The organism is Hymenobacter sp. ISL-91, assembly GCF_018613725.1.
GTDB lineage: Bacteria > Bacteroidota > Bacteroidia > Cytophagales > Hymenobacteraceae > Hymenobacter.
In genome coordinates this window covers 1-24,391 of sequence record NZ_JAGGPS010000004.1, presented here as the reverse complement: position 1 = coordinate 24,391, position 24,391 = coordinate 1, and the positions used below count along the sequence as shown (strand labels likewise).

The 24,391-nt window shown below is 60.4% G+C and carries 23 protein-coding genes; 9 read left to right on the top strand and 14 right to left on the bottom strand.

What is annotated here, in order from left to right:
- Nucleotides 1-116 precede the first annotated feature (116 nt).
- Nucleotides 117-788: a YkvA family protein gene (locus tag J7E24_RS17950; protein WP_410779713.1), complete on the bottom strand. Its 672-nt coding sequence runs from the start codon at nucleotides 786-788 to the stop codon at nucleotides 117-119.
- A 200-nt stretch (nucleotides 789-988) separates the two neighbouring features.
- Entirely contained in the window at nucleotides 989-1,555 is a 567-nt protein-coding gene (locus J7E24_RS00955; protein ID WP_215134202.1) for a C40 family peptidase, read from the bottom strand.
- A 362-nt stretch (nucleotides 1,556-1,917) separates the two neighbouring features.
- Here J7E24_RS00955 and J7E24_RS00950 point away from each other — a divergent pair, with 362 nt between their 5' ends.
- Complete coding sequence (locus J7E24_RS00950) at nucleotides 1,918-2,280, top strand: hypothetical protein (protein ID WP_215134200.1); 363 nt, start codon at nucleotides 1,918-1,920, stop codon at nucleotides 2,278-2,280.
- A gap of 110 nt (nucleotides 2,281-2,390) precedes the next feature.
- Here J7E24_RS00950 and J7E24_RS00945 read toward each other — a convergent pair whose 3' ends face one another.
- Entirely contained in the window at nucleotides 2,391-3,149 is a 759-nt protein-coding gene (locus J7E24_RS00945; protein ID WP_215134198.1) for an SDR family NAD(P)-dependent oxidoreductase, read from the bottom strand.
- A gap of 187 nt (nucleotides 3,150-3,336) precedes the next feature.
- Between J7E24_RS00945 and J7E24_RS00940 the strand changes: the two genes are divergently transcribed.
- Nucleotides 3,337-3,837, top strand: coding sequence for a hypothetical protein (locus J7E24_RS00940; protein ID WP_215134196.1), 501 nt, complete (start codon nucleotides 3,337-3,339; stop codon nucleotides 3,835-3,837).
- Between the two features lie 171 nt (nucleotides 3,838-4,008).
- On the opposite strand, the gene J7E24_RS00935 is transcribed toward J7E24_RS00940, so the two are convergent.
- The 6 genes from J7E24_RS00935 to J7E24_RS00910 all read right to left on the bottom strand — a co-directional run bounded on the left by J7E24_RS00935 (nucleotide 4,009) and on the right by J7E24_RS00910 (nucleotide 11,065).
- The gene (locus tag J7E24_RS00935) at nucleotides 4,009-5,376 is read right to left on the bottom strand and encodes a DUF389 domain-containing protein (protein ID WP_215134194.1); all 1,368 of its coding nucleotides are present in this window, start codon (nucleotides 5,374-5,376) and stop codon (nucleotides 4,009-4,011) included.
- Between the two features lie 56 nt (nucleotides 5,377-5,432).
- Nucleotides 5,433-6,305, bottom strand: a complete 873-nt coding sequence (locus J7E24_RS00930; RefSeq protein ID WP_215134192.1) for a hypothetical protein — start codon at nucleotides 6,303-6,305, stop codon at nucleotides 5,433-5,435.
- Nucleotides 6,306-6,388: 83 nt separating this feature from the next.
- The gene (locus tag J7E24_RS00925; protein WP_215134190.1) at nucleotides 6,389-6,700 is read right to left on the bottom strand and encodes a DUF3817 domain-containing protein; all 312 of its coding nucleotides are present in this window, start codon (nucleotides 6,698-6,700) and stop codon (nucleotides 6,389-6,391) included.
- 182 nt (nucleotides 6,701-6,882) lie between these two features.
- The gene (locus J7E24_RS00920) at nucleotides 6,883-9,165 is read right to left on the bottom strand and encodes a GEVED domain-containing protein (RefSeq protein WP_215134188.1); all 2,283 of its coding nucleotides are present in this window, start codon (nucleotides 9,163-9,165) and stop codon (nucleotides 6,883-6,885) included.
- Between the two features lie 391 nt (nucleotides 9,166-9,556).
- Nucleotides 9,557-10,024, bottom strand: coding sequence for a cold-shock protein (locus J7E24_RS00915; protein WP_215134186.1), 468 nt, complete (start codon nucleotides 10,022-10,024; stop codon nucleotides 9,557-9,559).
- Nucleotides 10,025-10,411: 387 nt separating this feature from the next.
- On the bottom strand, nucleotides 10,412-11,065 hold the full coding sequence (locus tag J7E24_RS00910; RefSeq protein ID WP_215134184.1) for a pseudouridine synthase: 654 nt from the start codon (nucleotides 11,063-11,065) through the stop codon (nucleotides 10,412-10,414).
- Nucleotides 11,066-11,149: 84 nt separating this feature from the next.
- Between J7E24_RS00910 and J7E24_RS00905 the strand changes: the two genes are divergently transcribed.
- The gene (locus J7E24_RS00905; RefSeq protein ID WP_215134182.1) at nucleotides 11,150-11,779 is read left to right on the top strand and encodes a T-complex 10 C-terminal domain-containing protein; all 630 of its coding nucleotides are present in this window, start codon (nucleotides 11,150-11,152) and stop codon (nucleotides 11,777-11,779) included.
- A gap of 78 nt (nucleotides 11,780-11,857) precedes the next feature.
- On the opposite strand, the gene J7E24_RS00900 is transcribed toward J7E24_RS00905, so the two are convergent.
- From J7E24_RS00900 to J7E24_RS00890, 3 genes are all read right to left on the bottom strand, one after another.
- Nucleotides 11,858-13,186: a serine hydrolase domain-containing protein gene (locus J7E24_RS00900; RefSeq protein ID WP_215134180.1), complete on the bottom strand. Its 1,329-nt coding sequence runs from the start codon at nucleotides 13,184-13,186 to the stop codon at nucleotides 11,858-11,860.
- Between the two features lie 101 nt (nucleotides 13,187-13,287).
- A complete protein-coding gene (locus J7E24_RS00895; RefSeq protein WP_215134178.1) occupies nucleotides 13,288-14,385 on the bottom strand; it encodes a hypothetical protein in 1,098 nt (365 codons plus the stop codon).
- Between the two features lie 97 nt (nucleotides 14,386-14,482).
- Nucleotides 14,483-15,358: an AraC family transcriptional regulator gene (locus J7E24_RS00890; RefSeq protein WP_215134176.1), complete on the bottom strand. Its 876-nt coding sequence runs from the start codon at nucleotides 15,356-15,358 to the stop codon at nucleotides 14,483-14,485.
- A gap of 509 nt (nucleotides 15,359-15,867) precedes the next feature.
- Here J7E24_RS00890 and J7E24_RS00885 point away from each other — a divergent pair.
- On the top strand, nucleotides 15,868-17,106 hold the full coding sequence (locus tag J7E24_RS00885; protein ID WP_215134174.1) for a tetratricopeptide repeat protein: 1,239 nt from the start codon (nucleotides 15,868-15,870) through the stop codon (nucleotides 17,104-17,106).
- 48 nt (nucleotides 17,107-17,154) lie between these two features.
- Here the strand turns inward: J7E24_RS00885 and J7E24_RS00880 are convergent, their stop codons facing one another.
- Nucleotides 17,155-17,739 carry a phospholipid scramblase-related protein gene (locus tag J7E24_RS00880; protein WP_215134172.1) on the bottom strand — a complete coding sequence of 195 codons (585 nt, stop codon included), beginning with the start codon at nucleotides 17,737-17,739 and terminating at the stop codon, nucleotides 17,155-17,157.
- 169 nt (nucleotides 17,740-17,908) lie between these two features.
- On the opposite strand from J7E24_RS00880, the gene J7E24_RS00875 reads away from it, so the two are divergent.
- The 5 genes from J7E24_RS00875 to J7E24_RS00855 all read left to right on the top strand — a co-directional run bounded on the left by J7E24_RS00875 (nucleotide 17,909) and on the right by J7E24_RS00855 (nucleotide 23,623).
- The gene (locus J7E24_RS00875; RefSeq protein WP_215134170.1) at nucleotides 17,909-19,348 is read left to right on the top strand and encodes an aldehyde dehydrogenase family protein; all 1,440 of its coding nucleotides are present in this window, start codon (nucleotides 17,909-17,911) and stop codon (nucleotides 19,346-19,348) included.
- A gap of 267 nt (nucleotides 19,349-19,615) precedes the next feature.
- Nucleotides 19,616-21,637 (top strand): FAD-dependent oxidoreductase, encoded by a 2,022-nt coding sequence (locus J7E24_RS00870; RefSeq protein WP_215134168.1) that lies wholly within the window; start codon nucleotides 19,616-19,618, stop codon nucleotides 21,635-21,637.
- Nucleotides 21,638-21,927: 290 nt separating this feature from the next.
- A complete protein-coding gene (locus J7E24_RS00865) occupies nucleotides 21,928-22,365 on the top strand; it encodes a hypothetical protein (protein ID WP_215134166.1) in 438 nt (145 codons plus the stop codon).
- 56 nt (nucleotides 22,366-22,421) lie between these two features.
- Nucleotides 22,422-22,940: an acyl-CoA thioesterase gene (locus J7E24_RS00860; RefSeq protein WP_215134164.1), complete on the top strand. Its 519-nt coding sequence runs from the start codon at nucleotides 22,422-22,424 to the stop codon at nucleotides 22,938-22,940.
- Nucleotides 22,941-23,065: 125 nt separating this feature from the next.
- Nucleotides 23,066-23,623, top strand: coding sequence for a type 1 glutamine amidotransferase domain-containing protein (locus tag J7E24_RS00855; protein WP_215134162.1), 558 nt, complete (start codon nucleotides 23,066-23,068; stop codon nucleotides 23,621-23,623).
- Between the two features lie 117 nt (nucleotides 23,624-23,740).
- Here J7E24_RS00855 and J7E24_RS00850 read toward each other — a convergent pair whose 3' ends face one another.
- A complete protein-coding gene (locus tag J7E24_RS00850) occupies nucleotides 23,741-24,232 on the bottom strand; it encodes a DUF6992 family protein (RefSeq protein WP_215134160.1) in 492 nt (163 codons plus the stop codon).
- Nucleotides 24,233-24,391 lie beyond the last annotated feature (159 nt).

The window sequence follows — 24,391 nt, the reverse complement described above, 5'->3', positions numbered from 1 at the left end:
CTAGCTGCTAGCTGCTAGGAATTTCCTGCCGCTCCGGTCAAAAAAAGGCCCCGCACTCAATCGAGTGCGGGGCCTTTTTCGTTTTTTTCAGCTAACAGCTAACAGCTAACAGCTAACTAGCGTACGTTACCGCCCATGTCTCCGCCGGCTGGCCGGTCGTGGGTCGAGAAGTTAGGCTCGCGGCTGCTGTCGGTGGTATTGGCGGCTACGTCGGGCTGGGTGGCAGAAGTGGTGCCAGTAGCCTGGGTAGCCGTAGGTTTGTTGGCCTCGGAGCCCATATTGCCCACCTGCCCCATGGTCGAAACCGAGCTTTCGGTTTTCGTCATGGAGTTGGTCCGGGGCTGTTCGTCGGTATCTCTTACCAAGGTAGGGCGGGTGCTTTCCCACTCGGCAAACTTTGCCAGCTCATCCTGGATAGTTGTGCTAAACCAGGCAACCAGGGCCACATCATCGAGCAGACCCAGTACCGGAATAAAGTCCGGAATCAGGTCAATGGGGCTCAGAAAGTAGATGGTAACGGCTACTGCGGCCACTACAGTGGTAGTAGGCAGGCCGGTATACTCGCCCGACGCCGATAGTTTGATAAGCCTGAACATGGTCTGCATGGTCTCCCAAGCCTCGTGGGCAATAGAGCCCATGTCCTTTTTGCTGCTGGCTTTCTCGTACGCATCAGTCAGCAGCTGCTTCATGCGCGTAGGCTTTTTAACATATTCTTCGGCCTTGCCGAGAAATTTCTTGAACAGAGGCGAAGAAGCTACGTCCTGTCCTTGAGGGTCTTGCTTATCCATGGAAGCGCAATAAAATAGAAAGGGAGGGTACCGGCCCAAGTGCCGGTGTTTTGCTATACTCTATCAGGCCAAAATGGTTTTAGCCACTTCCTGCACAGGCTGCCCCGGCCAATTGCCGCACCAATTGCCGGTAACAGCCGCGCCCCGTCGGGTAGAACGGGGCGCGGCGGTAAGCAGGATATGAAGTCGGATGAGGACGCCTAACGGTCGACGCGGCCGGCGGCGTAAAAGTTGCGGCTGTAGTAGGCCTGCCGCAGCGAGCTAACCATTACACCACCGTTGGTAGCTGCGTGGGCAAACTTGTTGTCCTTGAGGTAAATACCTACGTGGTAGATGGGCTGGCCCGGACCCCGACGGAAGAATACCAGGTCGCCGGTCTGCATTTCATCCTTGTCGACGCGCTTCACCGTGCCGAACATGGAGCGTGAGCTGCGCTGCAGCGTGAGGCCGTATACCTCCTTAAATACGCGGGTAACAAAGCCGGAGCAGTCGGTGCCGCTTTTGCTGCTGCTGCCATAGCGGTAGGGCGTGCCCAGCCAGGAAGCCACGGTCGCCAGCAGCGACTTGTTCTCATTGTAGTCAGTCTCGATGCCTAGCCGCTCGGCTACTTTATCGTAGGCCGCCGAGTCGGCGTTAGTCAGGATACGGGCGTTGTCACCTTCATCGGCGGGCAGCAGGCCGCCCAGCAGGGAGGCTTGTTGAGAAGAAGCAACCACTAGGTTGCCAGACGCGGCGGGGGCTTGCTCGAATAAAAAGGAGAGGACCATGGCGGCCGCGGCGAGGCAATAGAGGATGCTGTTTTTCACTGTTCGTCGGGAAGGTGCTGACAGTATGGGCGGAAAGCGCCGCACTGCTCCAAAAGATGTTCGTTACTCGATAGGCAACCGGGAATCCGGATGGCAAAAGCGAAAAGATTAAGACACTGGCCCGCTGCTTTTCCGAACTGGCCGGACAGAGGCGTGGAGTAAAGCTAGGTCTGAAACAACCAAAGAGCCAAGAAAAAAAACAGTTAAAAACAAATTTTCCCGGTATAGGTCAAATTATTTGGCAAATAGTCTTGCAACCAGCTCAACTTGGCCAACCTATATTGCGTACACCTCGCCCTTCTCTTTCTTCTTCCTATTGCCTTATGCAGGTAGCGCGCATTGTAGAAAACTCGCCCTTTGCCCGGTTGGCCCGCCTGAAACTGGCAGTGCCCAACGTGGCGATGGTGCTGGGCCGTAGCATCCACTTGAGCGGGGTTACGCGCGAGGAGTTTCTACGCGACCCGTTCTGGGTGGCGCACGAAATGGAGCACATCCGGCAGTTTGAGCAGCACGGGCGGCTGGGGTTTCTGGTACGCTACCTGTGGGGCTGGGCCCGCTACGGCTACTACCACATCCCGTTCGAGATAGAAGCCCGCGAAGCCGCCGAGCGCGATGCCCATCATTATGCCCAGGGCCGCCCGCTGCCTACGGTTGCCGAGCGCCACGCTACGCCAAAAGCAAAATAGGGCGCTGTAGGACCAAATCAGTAAAAAATGAGCAAGCTCGTCATTCAGAGCGAAGCGAATGACGAGCTTGCTCATTCAATCATTTACACAGCTACTCCCTTACTCACTGGCTAGAGCGCTGCCAGGCGGCCGCCGTCAACGGCCAGGGTGGTGCCGTTGATGAAGCTGGCTTCGGAGGAGGCCAGAAAGCAGACGGCGGCGGCTATTTCTTCGGGTGTGCCCACCTGGCCGGTAATTTTCTCCTTGCCGCTTTTCACGTTGGGGTTGCTCCAGAGCATGGGCGTATCCACGGCCCCGGGTGCTACCGAATTAACCCGGGCGTGGGTATGCGGAATTTCCTGGCTCAGGCCCCGCACAAAGGCATCCATGGCCCCTTTGCTGGCGGCATACGGCACTACGTTGGGCGTAGTCTGGAAAGAATGGACCGAGCTGATGGCCACAATGGCCCCGCCCTGCATATGGGGCAGACACAGTTGGGTGAGCCGGAACAAGGAACGCAGATTGACATTCATCAACTGGTCCCAGTCTTTGGGGTCGAGCTTGGCGATGGGGTCGAAAGTCATCATAGCGGCGTTGTTGATGAGCACGTCGATGCGGCCCCACTCTTTAATGGTTCGCTCCACAGCCCGCTTCAGGTCGGCGTCTTTGCCCACGTCGCAGCGGATGAACAGTGCCTGCCCACCGGCTTGCTCCACCAGCGCCACCGACTCCGGTCCTTCCTCTTTATTGCGGCCGATGATGACCACGCGGCCACCTTCGCGGCCCAGGCGTACGGCCGTAGCCCGCCCGATACCCGAGGTGGCACCGGTAACAAAGCAGACTTTATCCTGAAAACGGCGGGCGGGGGTAGCAATAGGGGTGAAGGGCATGAGCAGGGAAGGCAGTGAAAAGAATACTGTCCCAACGGAAAGTCGGGCCGGATGTTTGGTGCCACGTTGCCGGTGCCGGCCAAAACACCTGGGTTAAATGGCAACTCTGGAAGGTCATTTCACGAATACTATACAATAGGCCCGGGTTCGCCCGCTGGCAATTCATCCACTTTAACTTCCTTTTGCTATGAGTACTTCGAAAACCAACCAGCCCGGCGACGCTGCTGGCAAGCACGTTGCCTTCACGCCCGCCCACCCCGAGTCCAGCAACACTTCTTCGGCCGGTAGCCAAGTCGGCAGCAGCAACGCGCGCAGCCAGCACGATTCAACTAGCAACCAGCCAACTGGCACTTCCAGCCAGCAGGCCAGCGGCCAGACAGCCGGTCTCGAATCCAAAGCCAAAGACTGGCTCAACCAGCAGCAGTGGCTGCAGAATGTTGATGTAAATCAGCTTTCCAAACAAGTAAAAGATCTGGGGTCGAAGGCCGTAGAACAGGTAAACCGGCTCAGCCCAACCCAGAAAGTAGTGGGTGGCGCCCTGTTGGTTAGCGGCTTGAGCTGGCTGGCCCTACGCTCCACGAGCAACAAGCGCAACAGTGCCTACGCCGCTTCCGACGATACGCACGACGACAATAGCTGGAAACCCAGCGGCGAATCGGTGTACCGGGGCCACAAAACGGATGCCTGATTAGCCGGCAGCGAAGAAAGCGTCTTCTACTCTTTACAACAGGGGTAAGTGTCGCCGTTTTATTCGCTATCCTGATGTTTATTATAACGCTATGCCCCCGTTGTTGCCCAGGCAGGTAACAACGGGGGCATAGCGTTTTTGTGTGGCGGCTCGCTTTGCATAACACTGCTGCTAACGGGCGGCCTCGGGCTGTTCCAGCAGCCGTACGCGGCGCAATCCGCCGCTGCGCAGCTCCAGCCACTGGCGCAGCCGCTGGGCTTCGGGCAGGGGCAACGGCCTTCGGCTGCGCAGGGCTACCACCACCACCGTGTCGGCCTTGAGCGAGTCGGTAGCCGGTTGGATAAGGGTGCTGATGCCCAGCTGCCGCACCAGCGGGTGCTCAATCTGCACCTCGCGCAGCAGCAGCGAATCGGTTGGCAGTCCCGTCGGGACAATGGTGGCCGCCACCATACGCCGCAACCGTCGGGCAATCCGGTCATCATAGCTGGCCAGCGTCTGCTCGCCCAGGTTGCGCACGTCTTCCAGCAGGCTCAGGCGCAACGAGCGGGAGTCGGCCGAGTCGAGGCGCCCCAAGCCCTGGCGCACAACCAAGCGGGCTTCGGGCAAGCTATAGGCGGGCAGGCGGGCCTTCAGGACCCGAAGCTGCTCCGGCGAAAGTGTCTGGCCGGCCAGCAGCACATTGATAGTGTTGGTTTCGGGATTGAGCCGGCGGGTAACGACATAGGAGTTGGCCAGGTTGAACTGCTCCTCTATAAAACGCTGGGCATTGTGGGTGAACACCGTGCGGCGCACAATGCGGGCGGCCAGATAGACGCTGGGTATGGCCGTGAGCAAAGCCAGGCCCCACACCGTAAGCTGCACGCGGCGGGCACGGGCGCTGTCGGTAAACGTGGCCCGCGGAATGGGCAGTATCCGCACCACCAGCAGCGTAGCCAGTACAATAAACACGCAATTGATGGAGTACAGATAGAGGGCCCCGAACATGTACTGCCACTCGCCCATGGCCAAGCCGTAGCCCGCCGTGCACAGCGGCGGCATCAGGGCGGTGGCAATGGCTACGCCGGGCAGCACATTGCTTTTCTCGCGGCGCGTGAGGGCCACGGCGCCGGCAGCACCCCCGAACAAGGCAATCAGCACGTCCCAGGTAGTGGGCGCGGTGCGGCCCAGCAGCTCGGTACCGGCATCGGTGAGGGGCGTGAGCCGGAAGTAAGCCGCCGACACCAGCAGGCTGATAACCGTGGCCAAAAGCAGGTTGGAAAGTCCGCGCTGAATAATCTCGACCCGCACGGTTGCCGCCCCGAACCCAATGCCCACAATAGGGCCCATCAGCGGCGAAATCAGCATAGCCCCAATTACCACGGCCGTCGAGTTGACGTTGAGCCCCACCGAGGCTACCAGAATGGCGAACATGAGCACCCACAGGTTGGTACCCCGGAACACCAGGCCCTCCTCTACATCCTGCACGATGTCGTCGGGCGTGCCCATGTCCTGGGTCAGGTCGAAGCGCAGACGCAGCCAGCGAAGCAGCACAAAAATCATGATCTGGAGCTAATGTTCGACGAGAGGCGCCACTTCTGCAAGCGGTGCTGTAGGCGCTAAAGGGCTACTTTGAAAGTCAGGGTTTTGTCGGCGTATGCCTGTAGCTCGGCCAGCTCGCGGGCAATACGCTGTTGCCATGCCGCTACCAGCGCGGGGTCTTCGTAGGTTTCACTGTCGTAGGCATCCTGCAGCAGCTGGCTCTCGGATTGAAGCTGTCGGAACAGGATTTCGTGTTTTTGCTGCAGCTCGCGCGTGTTGGTGGCCTGTTGCCCCAATTGCCGCACAAAGCGTCGGGCATACAGTTCCGTAATATCAAAGTGTACCTGCTCGTGCGCCAGCACCAGCGAATCGGTGGCCGAGGGCTTGAAGTAGGAGTCGGGGCAACTGAAGTAGGTTTCGACCGTGAGCCGAACCTTGCCCAGCCCCAGCCCGGCGTAGCGGTACCGGATGTTGCTGCTGGTAGCCGCCTGAAACGGCCGGTTGGCAACGGGCCCCTTGAAATCGGCCACCCGCAGCCGGCGGTTGGGCTGCCACACGATTTCGCGCTCATGGGCCGCCAAGTCGGTCAGGCGCAGGGCCCGGGCCCGAATCTGGTGGCAGGTGCTTCTCATCGACGGCACTTTGTGCTCATAGATGCGTAGCGCGTTGGCCCCCAGCGCCCGCGCCTTGTCAGAAGCCAGGGCCACCACCGTTTCGTAGTCGCAGCTCAAGGTAAAACCCGAGTCGCGGATAACGATGTCGCCCAGCTCTTCGGCCGGCCCCTCGAAGACCTGGTCCTCGGTAATTACCAGAAACTCGGCCGTTGCGGCCGTAGGAGTGGCAAGCACTGCCGGGCCCGCCAAGTTGAGCGTAGCGGGCTTGATGACAGCCCGTGGGGCGCAGGCAGTGGCCGCCAGGGCCAGCAGTGGGTAAAAGAGCAGACGCTTCATCAGGAGAAAACGTAAAAAACAAGGACAAGTCGCCGGGCACTGGCTGGGCTGCGAAAGTACATCCGCCGACTCCGGTCCATTGCCTAGCCAGCCGCTTCCTCTTCGCGGAACAGCTTGGCATCGGCCCAGAAAGTGCCCAGGGGCACCACGGAGGCAAGCAGGGCCAGCGCCGTTTTGCGCCACGACCAGCTGTACTGTACCGCCGCCCCAATCACGAGCACGCAATACAGCACAAACAGCGCCCCGTGGGCCATGCCAACTACCCGAACGGCCGCCGGCTGGCCAAAAAAGTACTTCAGCGGCATGGCAATGCCCAGCAGCAGCAAAAACGAAAGCCCTTCCAGAAGGCCAACCAGCCGCAAACGGCCCAACGAGGAAGCAAAAAACTGTTTCATAAGCATCAACCAGCGGGGGCCATTGAAAGAAGCAGCCCGGCCCAAAGGTACGGCGGCGGCCTCATCCGGCATTACCCCAGCGGCTTTTACCAGTGCAGCCGTTGCCTGCCCAGGCACCTAAACGGCGGCAGCTTCCGAAGAAACTGCCGCCGTTTGGGCACCTAAGATGGTAGTGGGGAAGGCTACTGCTTCATAAACCGCTCGTGGTAGGTTTTCTGCCCGTCGCTGACGGTGAGCAGGTACATGCCAGTAGCCAAATTAGCTACGTTCAGCTGGCCGTTCTCGAAACGAACGTTGGCCACCTTCGCACCGCGCAAATCGGTAATCGAAGCCGATACAACCGGGGCTTTACCAGCCAGCACAATATTGAGCACGCTGGCCGTGGGGTTGGGGTACAGCGTCAGCGCCTTCTCAAAACGACTGTCGCCTACTGTCGCGCCCTGGGCCGCTACGTACACCTCGGTACCGGCCGCGCCGCCCACAATGGTAACCGAGTAGTCTTCGGTTTCGCCATACGTGAAGTTATTGCAGCTGGTGGTGGCGGCGTTGTCGCTCATGGTTATCCGCATGCGGGTCTTACCGGTCAGGGCCGAAGAAGGGACCGTGAAGGTAGCCGATAGCGTGCCGGCACTCGATGAGGAGCCCGATACTACCGTTTCGCCGGCATCGGTAAAGTCGCCATCCTGGTTGTAGTCGATGTATACGCGCCAGTTCTCGTTGTAGGCCGTCGAGCGGAAACCCGCCGAGATGTTGATGGTTTGCGCCGAACCGGCGGTAATGTTCGTGTTCAGGGCCGTGCCGTTGTAGTAGCCACCATCGGCACCCGACGTGCGGTTGATGCTGCCCAGACGAACCAGGTCAATCCACTCGTAGCCAACGTTGTTGCCTTTGCTTGCGCAGTAGGTAACGGCCACTGGTGGGGTTGGCGGAGTGGGAGTAGTAGGAGGAGTGGGTGGCGGTGGAGGCGGGGTGCCACCCGCCGGGGCGGTGCCAGCTACCGTAAACGTGCCCAGCGAGCCGTAGTCGGAGTAGCCATCGGTCAGGGGGTTGGCTGCGCCGGTACCATCTACCTGCAAGAAATAAGTGCCGGCGCCCAGCGTGGTGCTCACTGTTGCGTTGAGGCTGCCGCTGGTATCGTAGGTGCCTATCAGGCCGCCGGTGCTGTTCAGCAGCCGCACTACCACATCGAGGTTGCCGTACCGGGCTACCGTATTTACACTGAAGCTCACCGCGCCGCCGCTGGTGGTAAAGCTGAAGTTATCCTGGTCGGCGGCGCGCTCAATCAGGCCGTTGCCGGTTAGGTTGTCGCCGCTGCGGGCCAGGGGCGTGGCCGTGCCGGTGGTATTGCCGTGGTCGTCGGCACGGTAGCCCACGTTGTAGGTTGTGCCGCTCATAATGGCCAGGTCATCCTGGGTCTGGTTGGCGTTGGCGTATTCGCCCTTGCTCCACTGGCTGATGGGCTTGTAGTAGCCGACACCCATAATTGGGGCCCACGAGCCCTGGCCCTGGTAATAGCCCTCACTGGGGCTGGTGCGGCCGTCGTGGCTCAAGCCCAGCGTGTGGCCCACCTCGTGCGAGGTTGCCTCGCCCCCTGCTTTAGGGTCGCTCATGAACACCCAGCAGGGCGTGTCGTTGTTGTAGCGGAACGACGTGAGGTAGGCCACCCCGCCAGCTCCGGGAGCCGCCGTGTTGGTGGGCGTCACAATCACGCGCATGCGCATGTTCTGGGGGTAGGCATTGAACACGGCCTCATCGGTGGTCACGTTCATGTCGAAGGGCCGGAAGTCTTCGCTTACCAGCTCCCAGAATGCCTGCACCTTGGCCGCATCATTCTGGATGCCCGAAGGTGCGGCGTCGATGGGGTTGCCGTTGTTCCAGGGCGTACCCGATACATACTGCCCATCAAGGTCGATATAGATGCAGCCCTTGGCACCGGGCAGGCTCTGCAGCGAAACAACTGCGGCGGCCGTGGTGGCGGCGCGGTTGGCCGGAGCCGGCTCGGGGGCCTGGTAACCCACGGGCTTATCGTAGTCGATACAGATAACCTGGTTGATGTCGACTTCCTGCACCTGGGCGTTGCCCTGCGCGTCGGTCGAGTAACGGTAGGCCCGCTTGGTGTCGCGGAGCACAATGTGTCCTTCTACCTGCGTACCCTCTACCCGCACAAAAAACGACGAGTTCGGTACGCCCACTAGCTCACCCACCAGATACTCGCCGGTCGAGGCCAGGTCTTCGCGGTAGTTCACCTGACCGGTGAAATTCTGGTTGGCAGCTACGCGCAACGAAACGGTGGGTTTGGGCTGGCGGCGGGCCACGTCGGCGGCCACCTCAGTTTCGAGCTGCCGCACCAGGCTTTGCGGGCTCCCCAGCGAGTAGGTAGGGCCGGCGGCCCTGTTTTGAGCGAGGGCCGGAGCAGCGGAGGCCAGCAGGGCCGCACCGAGCCCGTAGGCATAAAGCTTGTTCATAGAAAAGAAGGATTGGTTGTGGAAAAGAGAGAACGAATTGGCGTAGCAACCGGGTCAGCCATTACGCTATCCGGCAAATGTATTATTAATCAGGATACTACTAATAGAAGTGATTTTCATATACAGCTTTGATACAGAATATATTGCCCCGCTATGCAACAGGTAGATTAGCCGTTGGCTATTCAAAAAACCTAATTTTAGCCCCTACGCAACCTGCTGTTTTACCCGTAGTGCGAAGTTGGCTTTATCTCAGAATGCCATAATTATATTCAGTTGACTAGGTTGCGGTTGGCTGTGGGTAGGCACCCCGTGGTCGGCTGGGCTCAAACGGCAGCGGCGACTACTTCTTTCGAAGTAGTCGCCGCTGCTGGCACTGCCGGAAGCTGAGGGTTTAGCCCGCCGCTGCCATTTTCACATTGAAGGCACTCGGGCCTTTCTGGCCCATCTCTACCTCAAAGGTCACTTTATCGTTTTCCTTGATGGTGAGGCTGCCCAAGTTGTTGGCGTGTACAAATACGCTCTGCTGCGTAGCCAGGTCCTTGATGAAACCGTACCCTTTCGAATCGTTGAAGAACGTAACCGAGCCGGAGCGTACCGGATCTTCCTCCTCCATGTCCTCTTGGCGAATAGCGCCAATTCGGATGCTTTCGAGCGGAATCTCCTTCTTTTTCTTGGTCGGATCTGGGGGAGTGTCTACGATGTTACCGTTCTCGTCAACATAGGCCAGCATCTCATCGAGGCCCTGGCCCTTGCTGGAGTTGGCCAAGCGCTCCTCCTTCTTCTCCGCCTTTTCCTGGCGCTTCTTCAGTCGTTTCTTTTCGTTCTCTCTTTTGCCGAAGGTGGCCTGTGATCTACCCATATACTATGTTTGATTGATGTCGGAGTCGCCTCTGCCAGACAGGAGCGGGGTGGTACAAAAGGTGCTTACCGGACTAAACAGCCCCGAATCTAGCAAAGTTCCTATATTGAACTCTGGCGAAGGGGGGCAATAGCAGCAGTGCCAGGAAGCAAGTGAGCCGTGTTGCAGGAAGGCTGCGGGGCGCGGAGTGAACCAGCGCGGCCGGGGCTAAGCAATAGCGGCAGGGGTAAAGTTACGCCATATTTCCCGCAAAAAGAACACTCTGTGGCTATATTCTGAGCAACCCGAGACGCGGCGCGGCCCCGCTGCCCGGGTCGTTGCCGAAGAAATACGCCGGTGCCGGCGGGGCGCGAAACAGCCGGTAGTATTCCGGGTGCCGGGGGCCTCTCAGGCGAGCACCAACGCCACAATATCGGGCACTTCGAGTACCTGGCCGGGAGCCAGGCCGGCCAGCGTTACACCCCCAATGCCCACACGTACCAGCCGCAGCGTGGGGAAGCCCACGGCGGCCGTCATTTTGCGTACCTGGCGGTTTTTGCCTTCCGTAACCGTAATACTCACCCAGCTGGTAGGGCCGTGCCGGTCGTCGCGGATTTTGCGGGGTCGGGGGGGCAGGTCGGGCGTTTCGGGCAGGCGTCGGGCCGCGCCGGGCAAGGTTTGGTAGGGCTGATGCTCCACGCTGATTTCGACGCCGGTGCGCAGGCGGGCCAACGCCTCTTCGGTGATGAGCCCGTCGAGCTGGGCGTAATATTCCTTCTCCACGTCCTTGCGGCGGATTCGCTCACTTACGAGGCCGTTGGTAGTGAGCAGCAGCAGGCCCTCGCTATGCTCATCGAGGCGGCCCACAGCCATGGTACCGGCCGGAAAATCGTGCAGTTCGCCCAAAAAGCGCTTTTTACGCGCTTCACGGGCATCTTCGCTCCGGAACTGGCTCAGGTAGCCAAAGGGCTTGTACAGCAAAAAATGACGGTGTTCGGGCACGGCCGCAAAGGTAGGCAACCCGGCCCGGTTGCCCACGGCCCCTACAACCCCGGTGCGCATGCTCCCGTATCAGGCCCAAGTAACGCAAGTATAGCTACTGGCCTATATCCGGCCGCGTAGTTTGTCTCACCTGACCTTTTTCCGATGAATAAGTCTCTGCTTCTGATTTCCGCCGCCGCCACCCTGACCATGGCTTCCTGTAACCAGGACAAACAGGCCGCCGTGGATGCGGCCACCACGCCCTCGGCCGATACGGCCGTGGTGGTGAACGATGACATGGATTACCGGGCCGATGCTGACCGCACGGTAACCCAGATTGCCAATGACCTCGAACTCGACGATACCACCACCGTGTCGACTATTGGCCGGGGATACTACGACCGGGGCCGCCGCTTTGCGGAGGTAAACAACCAGTACCGCACCGACACGACCGGTTTCTACGCCGCCCAGCGGGCCGTGAACGATGAAACCGACAACACGGTGAAAGGAGTGGTAACCGAAGATCAATACGGTGTCTATACCGAAAACAGGGGTACTTACTACGCCGGTACGCCCTACACGCCCGCCCCGGCTCGCAGAGTGGCTGCGCCTGCCAAGCCCGCCGGCCCTACCATTGTGAAGCGTGAGAAGCGCTTTGGTGGCGACACCAAAATCACATACTCGAATGGTAAAGTGATTAAAATAGACAAGGATGGCGACACCAAAGTGGAGTATCCGGACGGTACCAAGGTGAAAACCGACGCCGACGACGGCAAGGTGAAGGTAAAAGACTAACCTCGCTTTTAGTCCCAACATAAAAGGCCCCGCCCGGTGAATCCGGGCGGGGCCTTTGTTTTGCGTTTGGGCCGGCTGCTACTCGCGCGTGAACAGGTAGCGCCCGCCGCCCTGCTGCAGCGTAAACGTGTGCCGGTCCGCATCGAAATCCATTATGATGCCTGCAGGCTCAAAGGTGAACTGGGTTTTCGATTTGGCCGTGAGCGGCAGGGCCGGCTGGCCGGTTGCCTGGGCAATGAGGGTGGTGCCAGATGCCGTAACCGTGACCTTGAGTGGCATCTGGGTGCTGGCGTAGGTACCAGTGAGCGGGGCCAGGTCGGTGGCAGTAAGGGCCATTGGGGTGGCCGGGCGCAGGTCGGGCAGGCGGTAAGGCGTGCCGTAGTAGCTGGCCAGCGCCCCGATGAGCACATCGTTGAGCGGGAAGTTATTCCCGTTCTGGCAGTAGGCCAGCGCCAGCTTGTCGGTGGGGAAGTAGATGAGGCTGGACTGGAAGGCATCGATAAGTCCGCCGTGGCCGTAGCCTTTTTTGGTGCCGAATGGGATACTCGTCAGGGCCGCGCCGTAGCCGTCCTGTAACGCCATCATCTGCTGTAGGGTGGCCGGTTTCACGAGCCGTCCCCCGAATAAGCCCTCGATAAAGCGCGTGAGGTCGGTGGGGGTAGATACCAGCGCGCCGGCTCCACCGGGGATGGTCATGTCTGTTTCCGGATTAGCCAACCAGGTGCTGCCCGACCAGATGAATGAGGCTGCTTCCTGCTGCCGGGGATCAATCGGGCCACCATGATAGGTGTCCTTCAGGCCCAGCTTGCCGGTAATGCGTTTTTGCAGAGCCTGTTTGTAGGGCTGGCCCGTCACCTTCTCCACAATGTAGCCCAGCAGCACGTAGTTGGTGTTGCTGTATTCGAACTTGGCCCCCGGCTCAAAATCCGGAGCCGGCTTGCTCATAATTGCCAGCATCTGGGCCTGGGTTTGGGGCTGGTTCATGTACGTTGCGTAAGCCGCGTCGCTGGTGAAGCTGTGCAGGCCGCTGCGGTGGTGCAACAGCTGGTCGACGGTGATGCGGGTGGCGTTGGGCAGCTGCGGAAACCAGGTGGCCAGCGGCGCATCCAGCTTCAGCTTCCCTTCTTCCACGAGCTGCATAAGCATGGTTGCGGTAAACAGCTTGCTGACGGAGCCAATGCGGTAGCGAGTGGCCGGGGTAGCCGGCACACCCGGCTGCTGCTGCCCAAAAGCGCGGTTGTACACCACTTTGCCAGCCTGCGACAACGTGAGGCTGCCCATGGCCCGATGGTGGGTTTCCAGGCTGGTAAGCAGGCTGTCGAGCCGGGGCTGGTTGAAGCTGCCCTGAGCCAGCGCGGAGCTGGCACCAAAGCAGACAGGCAGGACCAGAGCTAGTTTACGTAGCATAAAGCGAAGGGAATAAGGTGGAAGACGGATCAAAAGAAACAGCTATATCGAAGAAGTTGAATTATTTTCAACCACCACTCTCATTCCGGCCGTCAACTGCCTCAGGTACCTTTCTTTATCACCCCAAATCCACGCAGCTCGGCCTCGATGCGCTGGTTCCAGCGGGCCTGGGCGGCGGCGTTGGTGCCGCCCGCCGTTTCCTGGTCGTACTGGTCCTGCAGGCGGTTCATCTCACGGAAGGAATCCAGGTACTGCCAACCCAGAATGCTCTGATAATCGGCCACGGTGAGGCTGTCGGGGCCTACTTTGCGCCGAAACCGCTCGGCCACCAGTCGCACGATATCAAAGTGGCGCTGCTCGTGGTTGAGGCTGTAGGCCGTGCGTTGCCCCTCGGCCACCCACGAGGAGGTGCGCACCACATACACCTGCAGCTCGATATCCAGCACCACTACCCCCTGGCGCACCCGCGGCCGGGTCCGGTAGCCGAAGCTCGGAAACACCGCCGCCGCATACTTGCCTTTGGACCGGGGCGTACCCGTGAAATCGGTCCAGACCAGGGGGCGGGCCGGGTCGTAGAACAGTGTGTCGGGCTCGGTCTGGCGGGTGTCGTAGCGGAAGGTGGGATGCACAGCCGAGGCCAGCCGGATATCGTGGCCCGCCGCCGAGGCCAGCCAACCGTTGAAATAGCGCAAGCCACCCAGCAGGGCCTGGCCCAGCGCAGTTTCTACCACGGCCCGGTTGGCGCGGCCGCGGCCGTAGCGGGCTGTGCCGCGGTAGTCGGTCAGCGTAATTGGTCGGCCTTCGGCATTGCGCCACTCAAACGTCAGGTGCAGGGCAATGGTACCCGCAGCGGCGCCATTTGGCCCGGGCGTTTCGCGCACCTGCAACTCCTGCACCCGCAGCGTTATGGGGTAGCGGCCGGTAGCGGCAGCTGGTAGCGTGGCAGCAGCAAACTGTTGCAGCGCCGCCGCAGTGCCCCCGCGCAATTCAACCGGCCGGGCTACCGGTACGGTACCAGCCGCCATGGCGGCGGGCAGCAGCAGCGCCACGGCCGGCCGGCCCGGCCGCTCGTCGCGCACGGCAGCTATGCTGAACAGTACCGGCCCGAAACCGGGCGCAACGGGCCGTAGCACCAGCGGCGCTTCGGGCGCGGGCCGCAGCAGGTGCAACAGCAGCAAAAACGGGTTCAGCGTAGGCATCACTCAGCCAGACACCCGCGGCCCGCTGCTTGTTCCGGCGCACACAGGAATGGGCTAAGCGGGGGGGGGCTGAAAGGAGCTGTCCCCTAGCTTCGGCTCAGCCCCCGCCCAACCGCTGGCGACGGTACTCGGTGGGGCTTTGGCCGGTGAACTTGCGGAACGTTTTGTTGAAGTGCGACAGGTTGTTGAAGCCGCAGGCGTAGCAGACCTGGGTAATGGCCAGGTCGTCGTCGAGCAGCAGCCGGCAGGCCTGGCCCACACGGTACTCCTGCACGAAGTCGGTGAGCGTGTGGCGGGTCATCTTTTTAAAGTAGCGGCAGAAGGCCGGCACCGACAGGTAAGCCACATCGGCTACTTCCTGCACCGAGAGCGTGGCGCGCTGGTAGTGCTGCTCCACAAACTGGTACACCCGGCTCAGGCGCTGCTGCTCCTTACCGGTAAGGCCCTGCCCCCCGGCACCGGCGTGCAGCGGCTGGCAGTCGGGGGTGGGGGCGGCCTGGGCCAGCTGCTGCAGGGCCTGCAGCAGCAGCAGCAGCCGCGCGAAGGGTGGCGCTACCAGCAGCTGCCGCAACAGCGGGCCCACCGCCTGGCGGGTAGCGGCCCCAAACGACAGCCCCTCGTGCGAGCGGGCCAGCAGTTGCCGGATAGCCACCATCTCCGAACGCTCCCAGAAATCAGGCCCCAGAAAGTCGCCGCGCAGCTGCACCACAATTTCTTCGAACGGCGTACCTACCGGCTGGCCGTAGCTGAAGGTCAGGTGGGGCAGGTCGGGGCCGATAAGCACCAGTTCTCCATCTTCGAACCGCGAAATATGCTGCCCGATATGCCGCCGGCCGTGGCCCCGCGGGATATATACCAGCTCATACTCGGGGTGATAGTGCCAGAGCAGGTCGGCCTTGCTTACCTGCGTGTAGTGCAACAGCGTAAACGAGCTGTCGGCGGTAGGGTGGATGGGTTCAAACTGTAGCTTCACGACGCAGGGTGGTGCCTCAATGGCGGGATGGGAACGTGAAGTTAATACAATTGGTCAACCAAGCACTATGAATGGCGAATAAGGTAGTGGTTATCTAGCTGAAGCTTAGTGACCTTTGTATAGTAGAATCGGCTTCGGTACTAAAGGCAGGCTTGCAAGGTCTGCTTCTGTGCAGTAAGCACAGGTTTTACAACAGCATACCAACTGCCGGCCTGTGGCCGCGTCCTGGGCGAGGAATCTGCAAATTCCCCGCCGCTTAGGCTGGCTTAAGGGATAAAGGCCGCGGGCATGTCAAGTGTAGAGAGGGTGGTACATTTGCACCAGATATCCAGCGACTTTGGGTGGGAATTTTAGTCGCTGGCCGTTTACCGGGCCTTTTTAAGGGTCGGCAAACGCAAAAGAGGTTGAGGCTGTGGGAGCTTCAGCCTCTTTTTTTTGCCCGCTTCCGTATGAGAGGGAACTCCCCCGACCTTTTTGCTCGTATTTTGGGGCCACCCAAGCTGTACCCTATGCGTTCATTCCTGCTGTGCTCGGCCCTTCTGCTGCTCTGCCTGCCGAGCACCGCCTGGGCTCAGCAGCCCGACACCACCCGTATCCGCCTCGAAAATGTAGATGTAGCCCCCCTTGCAGCCAATATTTCGGGGTGGCTGCTGCTCGATAAGGATATTCAGACAGAGTTGGAGGGCGCGGTGTATAACCTCTACAATTTCAAGTACGACAAGGCCGAGCGGCAGTTCCGGAGCCTGCGCCGCCGCTACCCCCAGCACCCCATGCCGTATTTTCTGCTCGGGCTCAGCACCTGGTGGAAAATAATGCCCAGCAACATCACCAATAAGCAGTACGACAAGGTGTTTCTGGCCTACATGGACACGGCTGTTACCCGGGGCGAGGCACTTTACAAGAAAGACAATAAGAACTACGAGGCTAGCTTTTTCCTGTCGGCGGCCTATGGTTTTTCGGCCCGCCTGAACGCCGAGCGCAGCAACTGGCGCAAGGCCACCGTCGAGAGCAAGCGGGCCCTCAGCTACCTCGAAAAGAGCCGCGAGGCCAACGGCCTCAGCCCCGAGTTCCTGTTTGGCCAGGCCCTCATCAACTATTATGCTCCCTGGATTGCCGACAACTACCCGCTGCTACGGCCGGTGATGCTGTTTTTCCCGAGGGGCAACAAGCAGCTGGGCCTGCAACAGCTGCGCAACGTGGCGGCCAATGGCTTTTATACCGGCCCCGAGGCGAAGGTGTTCCTGATGAAAATTCTGCAGAACCAGGAAAACAAGCCGGCTGAAGCCCTGCCCATCGCCCAGCAGATGGCCACTACCTACCCCGACAACGGCTACTTTCAGCGCTTTTATGCCCTGATGAGCTACCAGGTGGGTGACCTGCGGGAGTGTGAGCGGGTCAGCCGCGACATTCTCGACAAGATAAACCGGGGCATGCCGGGCTACGAAGGCATCAGCGGGCGCTACGCTACGTTTTTTCTGGGCAGCCTGATGGAGAGCCGCTACCAGGACCTCGACAAGGCCCGCGACTACTACCAGCGCTGCGTGGTGTTCTCCGAAAGCACCGGCGACAACCAGCAGGGGTTCTACCTCTACGCCCTGCTCAACCTGGCCCGCATATCTGTCAAGCAGAACAACCCCGAAGACGCCACCCGCTACTACCAGGAGGTGTTCAAGAAGGCCGACCGCAAATCGGAGGCCCAGAAAGAGGCCGGGGCTTACCTGCAGAAAAACAAGAAGAAGAAAAGGTAGGGTTGTAGTGGTCAGAGAAGCACGTCATTCTTCTCTGACCACTACAAACTACTGCTCCTTGAACACGGTGTCGATGGCCAAGCCGGCGGCCAGTAGCAGTATGTTGGAGGCCGCCTGCTGCGCGCCCATGTCGTGAATGGAAATCAGGTAGTTATCGGCCGTAGTGAACAGCTCGCGGCCCAAACCGGCCCATTTCTTCGTAACAAGGCCAATTTCCTGGCCCGTGGCGCTGACAAACGTAAAGTCCCAGCCCTTCCAGTTGCCCTTTACTTCGGCTACCAACACATCCTGCGGCGAGTACACATTAAAACCGCCGCCCAGCGTGAAGAGCTTGCTCTTGAAATAGCCTACGGGCTGGTCCTGCGCATCGTACACGTGCACTTTCGAGCGCATAAACGTGAAGCCCCGCTCGATACGGAACAGCGGCGGTGCTTCGGCGTGCTCGCGCACCGTAATGGTTACCGGCAGCATCTGCTTGCCCACTACCAGGCGCAGGGCCAGCACCCAACCAGGCGTGGTTTCCACGGCGTAAGCCAGCTGCTGCTGGGTTTCAGGGTCGAGGATGTCGTAGGTGTCTTTGAGCTTAAAGGCGCCCACATGTTCGCGAATGAAGTAGCTGTTGCGGTTGAGCATAAAAAGGAAGGGAAAAAGGCATTTGATGCATCGCAAGCTACGATTTCGCCTTCGCTCTACCGTAGTGGTACTGCTGGTCAGCTGAACAATTGCCGGGCTTTGGAGGTATGAACAGCCAGCGCCTTCCGTATTGGGTCAGGCGCGTTTCATCTATTTTATACTCCTTCCTATGGTTTCTGCTCCCACTGCCCCCGCTGCTACCCAACTGTCTATACCGGCGCTGTTTGCCCTGCAGCGGGGCCGTGCCGAGGCCTTGCGCCGCGAGGCCGTGAGCAGCCGCGCCGCCCGTTTGCGCCGCCTCGATGCCTGGCTGACCGATAACCGCGACGCCATTTGTGAGGCTCTGTACACTGATTTCCGCAAGCCCGCCGTCGAAACCGACGTCACCGAAATCTGGTCGTCGCAGACGGAACTGCGCCATACTCTGCGCCACTTGGAACAATGGGCGGCCCCGCGCCGTGTGGGCACGCCCATGGCCCTGGTGGGCACCCATGGCTGGGTACAAGCCGAGCCCAAGGGCGTTACGCTGATTATTGCGCCCTGGAACTATCCTTTTTACCTGGCCATCGACCCCTTAATTTCGGCCCTGGCCGCCGGCAACGCGGCCATCATCAAGCCGTCGGAGATGACGCCCGCCGTGGCCGAACTACTGGCCCGTATGTGTCGCGAGTTGTTCGATGAGGCCGAGGTAGCTGTAGTGCAGGGTGACAAGGACGTAGCCACCGAACTGCTGAAATTGCCCTTCGACCATATTTTCTTCACAGGCAGCCCGCAGGTGGGTAAGATCGTGATGCGCGCCGCCGCCGAGCACCTTACCAGCGTAACGCTGGAGCTGGGCGGCAAAAGCCCGGCCGTAGTCGACGAAACGGCCGATCTGCGCGACGCGGCCGAGAAAATAATCTGGGGCAAAGGCCTGAACGCGGGCCAGACCTGCGTAGCCCCCGATTATGTGCTGGTACACGAGGCCGTGCGCGATGAGCTGGTGGCCGAAATGCGCGCCGCCACTCAGCGCTTTTACTCCCCCGAAGGCCGGCCCGTCAGCGAGTCCGGTTCTTTTGCCCGCATCGTAAACGACCACCATTTCGGGCGCGTGGCTGGCCTGCTCGAAGACGCCCGCCAGCAGGGCGCCGAAGTCGTGTTCGGGGGCACAACCGATGCCGCCCAGCGCTTCATCGAACCCACCGTACTGCTCGATGCGCCTGCCGACAGCCGCATTATGCAGGAGGAAATCTTTGGGCCGCTGCTGCCGGTAAGCACCTTCAGCAGCCTCTCGCGGGCCGTTGATATGGTGAATGCCCATCCCAAACCACTGGCGCTCTACGTGTTCACGCAGGACAAGGAAAACCAGCGCTACCTGCTCCAGAACATTCCGGCCGGCGGCGCCTGCGTCAACGAAACTATTCTGCACCTGGCCCACCCCGAGCTGCCCTTCGGCGGCTTCGGTAACAGCGGCATCGGCCGCTGCCACGGTCATGCTGGCTTCATGGCCTTCAGCAACGAAAAATCGGTGCTCAAGCAGCGGGTAGGCTTCACGGCCCTAAAGCCGCTGTACCCGCCCTACACCAACGGAGTAAGCAAAATGGTAAGCCTGCTGCTGCGCTGGCTGTAACGGTGAATAAGCGGGTTGGCGAGTTGGGAAGCTTGTTTGTCATCCTGAGTGCAGCGAAGGACATTTTTTGCGCGGAAACTAGCCATTGGCAGGGTAAGTCAGGCGTGATAGGTCCTTCGCTCTGCTCAGGATGACAAACGATTTTCCGCATCCAGCAACTCACTTGTTTAACGCTTTTAGTATGCAAGCCGAGTAGTTTTCAGGAAAAATGCCGACCTTTTAGGGCCTGCTTTCCGGTGGGTAGTACTGCCCGATTTTCCGCTTACCATGCAGTTTACCGAAGCCCAGCGCACCACCCTGCGCGCCCTCGCCGATACGTTCGTTCCTGCGCTGGCTCCGCCCCCTGGGACCGAAGACGCTGCTTACTGGGCTCGGCGAGGCTCCGAAGGTATTGATCTGGATAAGATGGCTGAGGCGCTGTCGGCGCAGCCGGCCGGGGCGCAGCAGGAGTTCGAGCAGCTGCTGCGGCTGCTCGATTCGCCGGCTCTGGGCCTGACGTGGTTCGGGCCTCTCAAATCGTTTGTAAGGCTTGATGCCGGGCAGCGCGAAAAGCTGCTGCAAAGTTGGGCTTCCTCGCAGGTAGGACAGCTGCGGAAGGGGTTTCAGGCGCTGCGCAAGCTGTGCGTGTTTCTGTATTACGGCGGCTCGCAGCCCGAAACCGCTCATTTAGTGTGGGAGGCCATCGGCTACGACGGTCCCCAGGTGCCAGCCGAAACTGTGGTACCCCAACCGGCCGCCGCCCGGCCGTTGCAGACACTGCAGCCCACGCAGGATATTACTTATGACTGCGACGTGCTGGTAATTGGCAGCGGGGCGGGGGGGGGCGTAGTGGCCGGCGAACTGGCCGCCGCCGGCCACGAGGTGCTGGTGCTTGAAAAAGGCCCGTACTTCCACGGCAACGACTTCACACAGCGGGAGGTGGACATGCTGGGCCAGCTTTATGATGCCCGCGGTACGCTGGGCACCCAGGATGGCGGCGTGGCGCTGCTGGCGGGTTCCTGCCTGGGCGGGGGCACCACTGTTAACTGGGCCGGCGCCTTCCGCACCCCCGATTACGTGTTGCAGGAGTGGGCCCGCGAGCATCAGGTGCCGCATTTTACGTCGATGGAGTTCAAGCAGAGCCTCGATGCCGTGAGCCGTACGCTGGGCGTGAACATCGATTACGTGCGCCACAACGGCCAGAACCAGGCCCTGCTCGATGGCTCGCGGCGGCTGGGGCAGGAGGTGAAGCTGATTCCGCGCAACGAGCGTCACCCGTCGGCCGACTGCGAGGAGCACTTTGCCGGCATGGGCTACAGCTGTTTCGGCGACCGGCACAACGTAAAGCAGGGCACGCTGAATACCTACCTGCAAACCGCCTTCGAGCACGGTGCCCGGTTGCTGTGCGATACAGAAGTAGCGCGCGTAACCGTAACCCAGGGCCGCGCCACCGGCGCCGAGGCCACCTACACCGGCCCCGACGGCCGGCCGGTGCGCGTAACGGTGCGGGCCAAGCGGGTGGTAGTGGCCGGCGGGGCCGTGCAGACGCCGGCGCTGCTGTTGCGCAGCGGCCTGCGCCACCCGCACCTGGGTCAGCACCTGCACCTGCATCCTACGGTGGTGGTTTCGGGCGTGTATCCGCAGCGCATGAACTCCTGGCACGGGCCGATGATGTCGGTGGTGAATGACGGTTTTACCATGCTCGACGGCACCAACTTCGGCGCTAAAATCGAAACCCCGCCCGCCCATCCCGGCCTGATGAGCATGGTGATGCCTTGGCTGTCGGGCCGCCAGCACAAGGAGTTGATGCACGAGGCCGCGCATATCGGTTCGTTCATTGTACTTACCCGCGACCGGGACGGCGGCCGGGTTTCCGTCGACAAGCACGGTCAGGCCCTCATCGATTACAGCCTCAGCGACTTTGACCGCCACAACATGCTGCGCGGGGTGCGCGCGGCGGCCGAAATACAGGTGGCCGCCGGGGCCCGTACGGTGCTGCTGCCTCATGGTACGCTGCCGCTGCTGCATGCCGAAAACGGCCACCTCCTCAACCCCGCAGTGCTCGACGGGCTGCCCAACCTCAGCTGGAAAGCCAACCAGTTTGGCCTGTATAGCGCCCACCAGATGAGCACCTGCCGTATGGGGGGCGACCGGGCCACGCATCCGGCCAGCCCCAGCGGCGAACTGTACGAAGTGAGAAACCTGTTCGTGGCCGACGGTTCGGCTTTCCCGGCCTGCAGCGGTGTCAACCCCATGCTCACCATTATGGCCCTTGCGCACTACACGGCCCAGCAGCTTAAGGCAGGTTGAATAATTAACCATAGGCTGGGAGGTCGGTGTAGGGGCGGGGCTTAGCTGCGCTGTCCTGCGGGTGTCCCCGCCCGCCGTTAGAACAAGGCATTGACCAACTGTTCGCAAACTTCGCCCTTTCGTCGTGTTGGTAAACTTATTCCGACGTATGCGAAAGTGCTAAGCGCGTCATTCTTCAACTACCGTTATGCCTTCGCTCAGAATTAGGTGCCGTTTCGCACTTTCACTGAAATCAGACCCGGCGCGGCTTTTCGCGTAGGTAGGATTTTTGCTCCCTGAATTTCTTCTTTATGACTTTTCGTACTCCTTTGGCGATGGTGCTGGCGGCTGGTTTGCTGGGCAGCGCCTGTGCGCGCCGGCCGGCGGCTGTAGCTACCAGCACCACCGCGGCCCCTGCCAAATCGGGCCGCGAGGTGCGGGCCGAAGCCAAGGCCGTAGCCGCCGCCCCGCCCGCCGCCCGCGACCTGACCGACGTGCTGACCGAGCAGCTGAACCTGACCGACGAGCAACGCAGCAGCGTGCGAAAGATTTTCACCAGCACCCTTGAGCAGGCTAAGCAGGCCCAGGTACGCCTTAAAACCGACCGCCCGGCGCTGCTGGCCGAACTCAAAAGCATCAATGCTACCTCCGACCGTGAGCTGCAGCAGGTGCTCAGCCCCGAACAATACCAGCAGCTGAAAGCCAAGCAGAAGCAGGTGCAGGAGCAGATGCGGGCCCGTAAAAAGTAGCCGCCTCAACCCAATCAGTCTCCTTTTCCGGCCCGCTTTTCCACCGCCTGCTTTCTATGTCTGTCCCCCTCGTTCAAACGCCCGAAACCACTCACCGCGTCCGGTTTCAGGACTGCGACATGCTCGGCCACCTCAACAACGCCCGCTACCTCGATTACTTCCTGAACGCCCGCGAAGAGCACGCCCTGCAACACTACGCCCTGAACCTGGGCCAGCAGGCGCAGGAGCAGGCCGCCGGCTGGGTGATTACCAAGCACCACATTGCTTACCTGCGGCCCGCCCGCCACGCCGAAACCGTGCGCATTCGTACCCAGCTCATCCATTTCGATAACTCGAACCTGGTGGTAGAGATGCAGATGCTGCGCGAAGACAGCCTGCAGCTGAAAGCCCTGCTATGGTCGGAAATGACCCTGGTACGCCTGCCCGGCGGCACCCGCACCGAACACTCGCCTGCCCTGATGGAGCTGCTCGAGCAGCTTGATGTGAACGAGGTGGATTACGAGCCCGACGGATTCGACGAGCGGGTTCGGGAGTTGCGTAAGCACTTCAAAAGCGCCCGCAAAGGCGAAGACTGACAACCGGCCGTAATGGCCTGAGGCCAAAATCCTACTCAACCTCCGGCCCCGGCAGCCGTTAGAGAAGAACCGAAGGCGCCCGGCGCCTTCGGTTTTTTATTTTCCTACCATAATCCCAATGCGCAATGAGTATTCTTGGAAGCGACGCCCTCAAAGGCAAAAAAATAGCCATTATCGCCACCGACGGTTTCGAGCAGTCGGAGCTGGAGAAGCCCAAAAAATACCTCGAAGGAGAAGGTGCCGAAGCACACGTCATCTCGCTGAAAAGCGGCTCGATTAAGGGCTGGGACGAGAAGGACTGGGGCGACAAAGTAGATGTGGACAAGGTAATCGGCGACGTGAAAGTGGCCGACTATGATGCCTTGGTGCTGCCCGGCGGCCAGATGAACCCCGACGTGCTACGCACGAAGCCGGAGGTAGTGAGCTTTGTGGGCGAGTTCGTGCGCTCGGGCAAGCCCGTAGCCGCCATCTGCCACGGCCCTTGGGTGCTGATTGAAGCCGACGTGGTGCGCGGCAAAAAAGTAACCAGCTGGCCCAGCCTCCAGACCGATATTAAAAACGCCGGCGGCCACTGGACCGACGAAACCGTGGTAGTTGATGGCAACCTCATCACCAGCCGCAACCCCCAGGACATCCCCAACTTCAACGAGAAGATCAAGGAAGCCCTGACCGGGAAAAAGTAGCATACCTTTAACCGTATGTTATTCTGACGAAGGAAGGGCCTTATCCCGCTGAAAACACCGTACTAACGGTTGGTTTCAGCGGGATAAGGCCCTTTCTCTGTTGGGGAGACTGACTGCTTAAGGCAACAGCTGCGCCGCGAATTGGTGGTAAACGAAATAGAAAGTCAAATCGAACAAGAGCAGGAAGCCGCCCTGCAGCCACAGCGAGCGAGCGTAGCCGCGCAGGCGTTCGGGGCGCTCGGCCGAGTCGGCGCGGCGGTGCAGCCAAAGGCCGATGAGCAGGTAACCTACATCGAGGGCTGCGTTGAGTAGCAACAGGTTCTCGAACCGGGCCTGGGCCGCCAGGCTTTCGGTACGCGAGAGGCCCGCTACGCCCCAAGGGTTGGCCTGCAACACGCCCCACACGGCCAGCAACGTATTCACCACGTTCCAGGCCACGTTCATGAAGTGAAAGTGGTGCGCCTCAGTACGCGCATCGGTGCGTGCCACATAGTAGCCGCTGACAACCAGATTGAGCAGTGCCCATACGCCGAGCAGCACCATGCCGCGCTCGGCCATCAGTTCGCGGGCGTGGTTGATGGCAGGTAAATCGGCAACGAAAAGCGGCATACGGCAGAGGAGAGAAACGCAAAAGAGGAAGCCCGCAGGCTTCCTCTTTGTTTGGTGAAGGCTAGGAACTGTTCTCAATTAAGTGGCTGTTCATCGTCTATGAATGCAGACCGCACGCTACTGACGGATAAGATGTGGACCGAATTATCCCCCTTGTTG

Bases quoted from the DNA above. Each gene is read 5' to 3' on its own strand.
- J7E24_RS00885 (WP_215134174.1), top strand. From the start codon at position 15,868: ATGCGTTCATTCCTGCTGTGCTCGGCCCTTCTGCTGCTCTGCCTGCCG.
- J7E24_RS00940 (WP_215134196.1), top strand. From the start codon at position 3,337: ATGAGTACTTCGAAAACCAACCAGCCCGGCGACGCTGCTGGCAAGCAC.
- J7E24_RS00870 (WP_215134168.1), top strand. From the start codon at position 19,616: ATGCAGTTTACCGAAGCCCAGCGCACCACCCTGCGCGCCCTCGCCGAT.
- J7E24_RS00950 (WP_215134200.1), top strand. From the start codon at position 1,918: ATGCAGGTAGCGCGCATTGTAGAAAACTCGCCCTTTGCCCGGTTGGCC.
- J7E24_RS17950 (WP_410779713.1), bottom strand. From the start codon at position 788: ATGGATAAGCAAGACCCTCAAGGACAGGACGTAGCTTCTTCGCCTCTG.
- J7E24_RS00925 (WP_215134190.1), bottom strand. From the start codon at position 6,700: ATGAAACAGTTTTTTGCTTCCTCGTTGGGCCGTTTGCGGCTGGTTGGC.
- J7E24_RS00865 (WP_215134166.1), top strand. From the start codon at position 21,928: ATGACTTTTCGTACTCCTTTGGCGATGGTGCTGGCGGCTGGTTTGCTG.
- J7E24_RS00905 (WP_215134182.1), top strand. From the start codon at position 11,150: ATGAATAAGTCTCTGCTTCTGATTTCCGCCGCCGCCACCCTGACCATG.
- J7E24_RS00900 (WP_215134180.1), bottom strand. From the start codon at position 13,186: ATGCTACGTAAACTAGCTCTGGTCCTGCCTGTCTGCTTTGGTGCCAGC.
- J7E24_RS00945 (WP_215134198.1), bottom strand. From the start codon at position 3,149: ATGCCCTTCACCCCTATTGCTACCCCCGCCCGCCGTTTTCAGGATAAA.
- J7E24_RS00930 (WP_215134192.1), bottom strand. From the start codon at position 6,305: ATGAAGCGTCTGCTCTTTTACCCACTGCTGGCCCTGGCGGCCACTGCC.
- J7E24_RS00855 (WP_215134162.1), top strand. From the start codon at position 23,066: ATGAGTATTCTTGGAAGCGACGCCCTCAAAGGCAAAAAAATAGCCATT.
- J7E24_RS00880 (WP_215134172.1), bottom strand. From the start codon at position 17,739: ATGCTCAACCGCAACAGCTACTTCATTCGCGAACATGTGGGCGCCTTT.
- J7E24_RS00895 (WP_215134178.1), bottom strand. From the start codon at position 14,385: ATGCCTACGCTGAACCCGTTTTTGCTGCTGTTGCACCTGCTGCGGCCC.
- J7E24_RS00920 (WP_215134188.1), bottom strand. From the start codon at position 9,165: ATGAACAAGCTTTATGCCTACGGGCTCGGTGCGGCCCTGCTGGCCTCC.
- J7E24_RS00910 (WP_215134184.1), bottom strand. From the start codon at position 11,065: ATGCGCACCGGGGTTGTAGGGGCCGTGGGCAACCGGGCCGGGTTGCCT.
- J7E24_RS00955 (WP_215134202.1), bottom strand. From the start codon at position 1,555: ATGGTCCTCTCCTTTTTATTCGAGCAAGCCCCCGCCGCGTCTGGCAAC.
- J7E24_RS00875 (WP_215134170.1), top strand. From the start codon at position 17,909: ATGGTTTCTGCTCCCACTGCCCCCGCTGCTACCCAACTGTCTATACCG.
- J7E24_RS00915 (WP_215134186.1), bottom strand. From the start codon at position 10,024: ATGGGTAGATCACAGGCCACCTTCGGCAAAAGAGAGAACGAAAAGAAA.
- J7E24_RS00935 (WP_215134194.1), bottom strand. From the start codon at position 5,376: ATGATTTTTGTGCTGCTTCGCTGGCTGCGTCTGCGCTTCGACCTGACC.
- J7E24_RS00850 (WP_215134160.1), bottom strand. From the start codon at position 24,232: ATGCCGCTTTTCGTTGCCGATTTACCTGCCATCAACCACGCCCGCGAA.
- J7E24_RS00860 (WP_215134164.1), top strand. From the start codon at position 22,422: ATGTCTGTCCCCCTCGTTCAAACGCCCGAAACCACTCACCGCGTCCGG.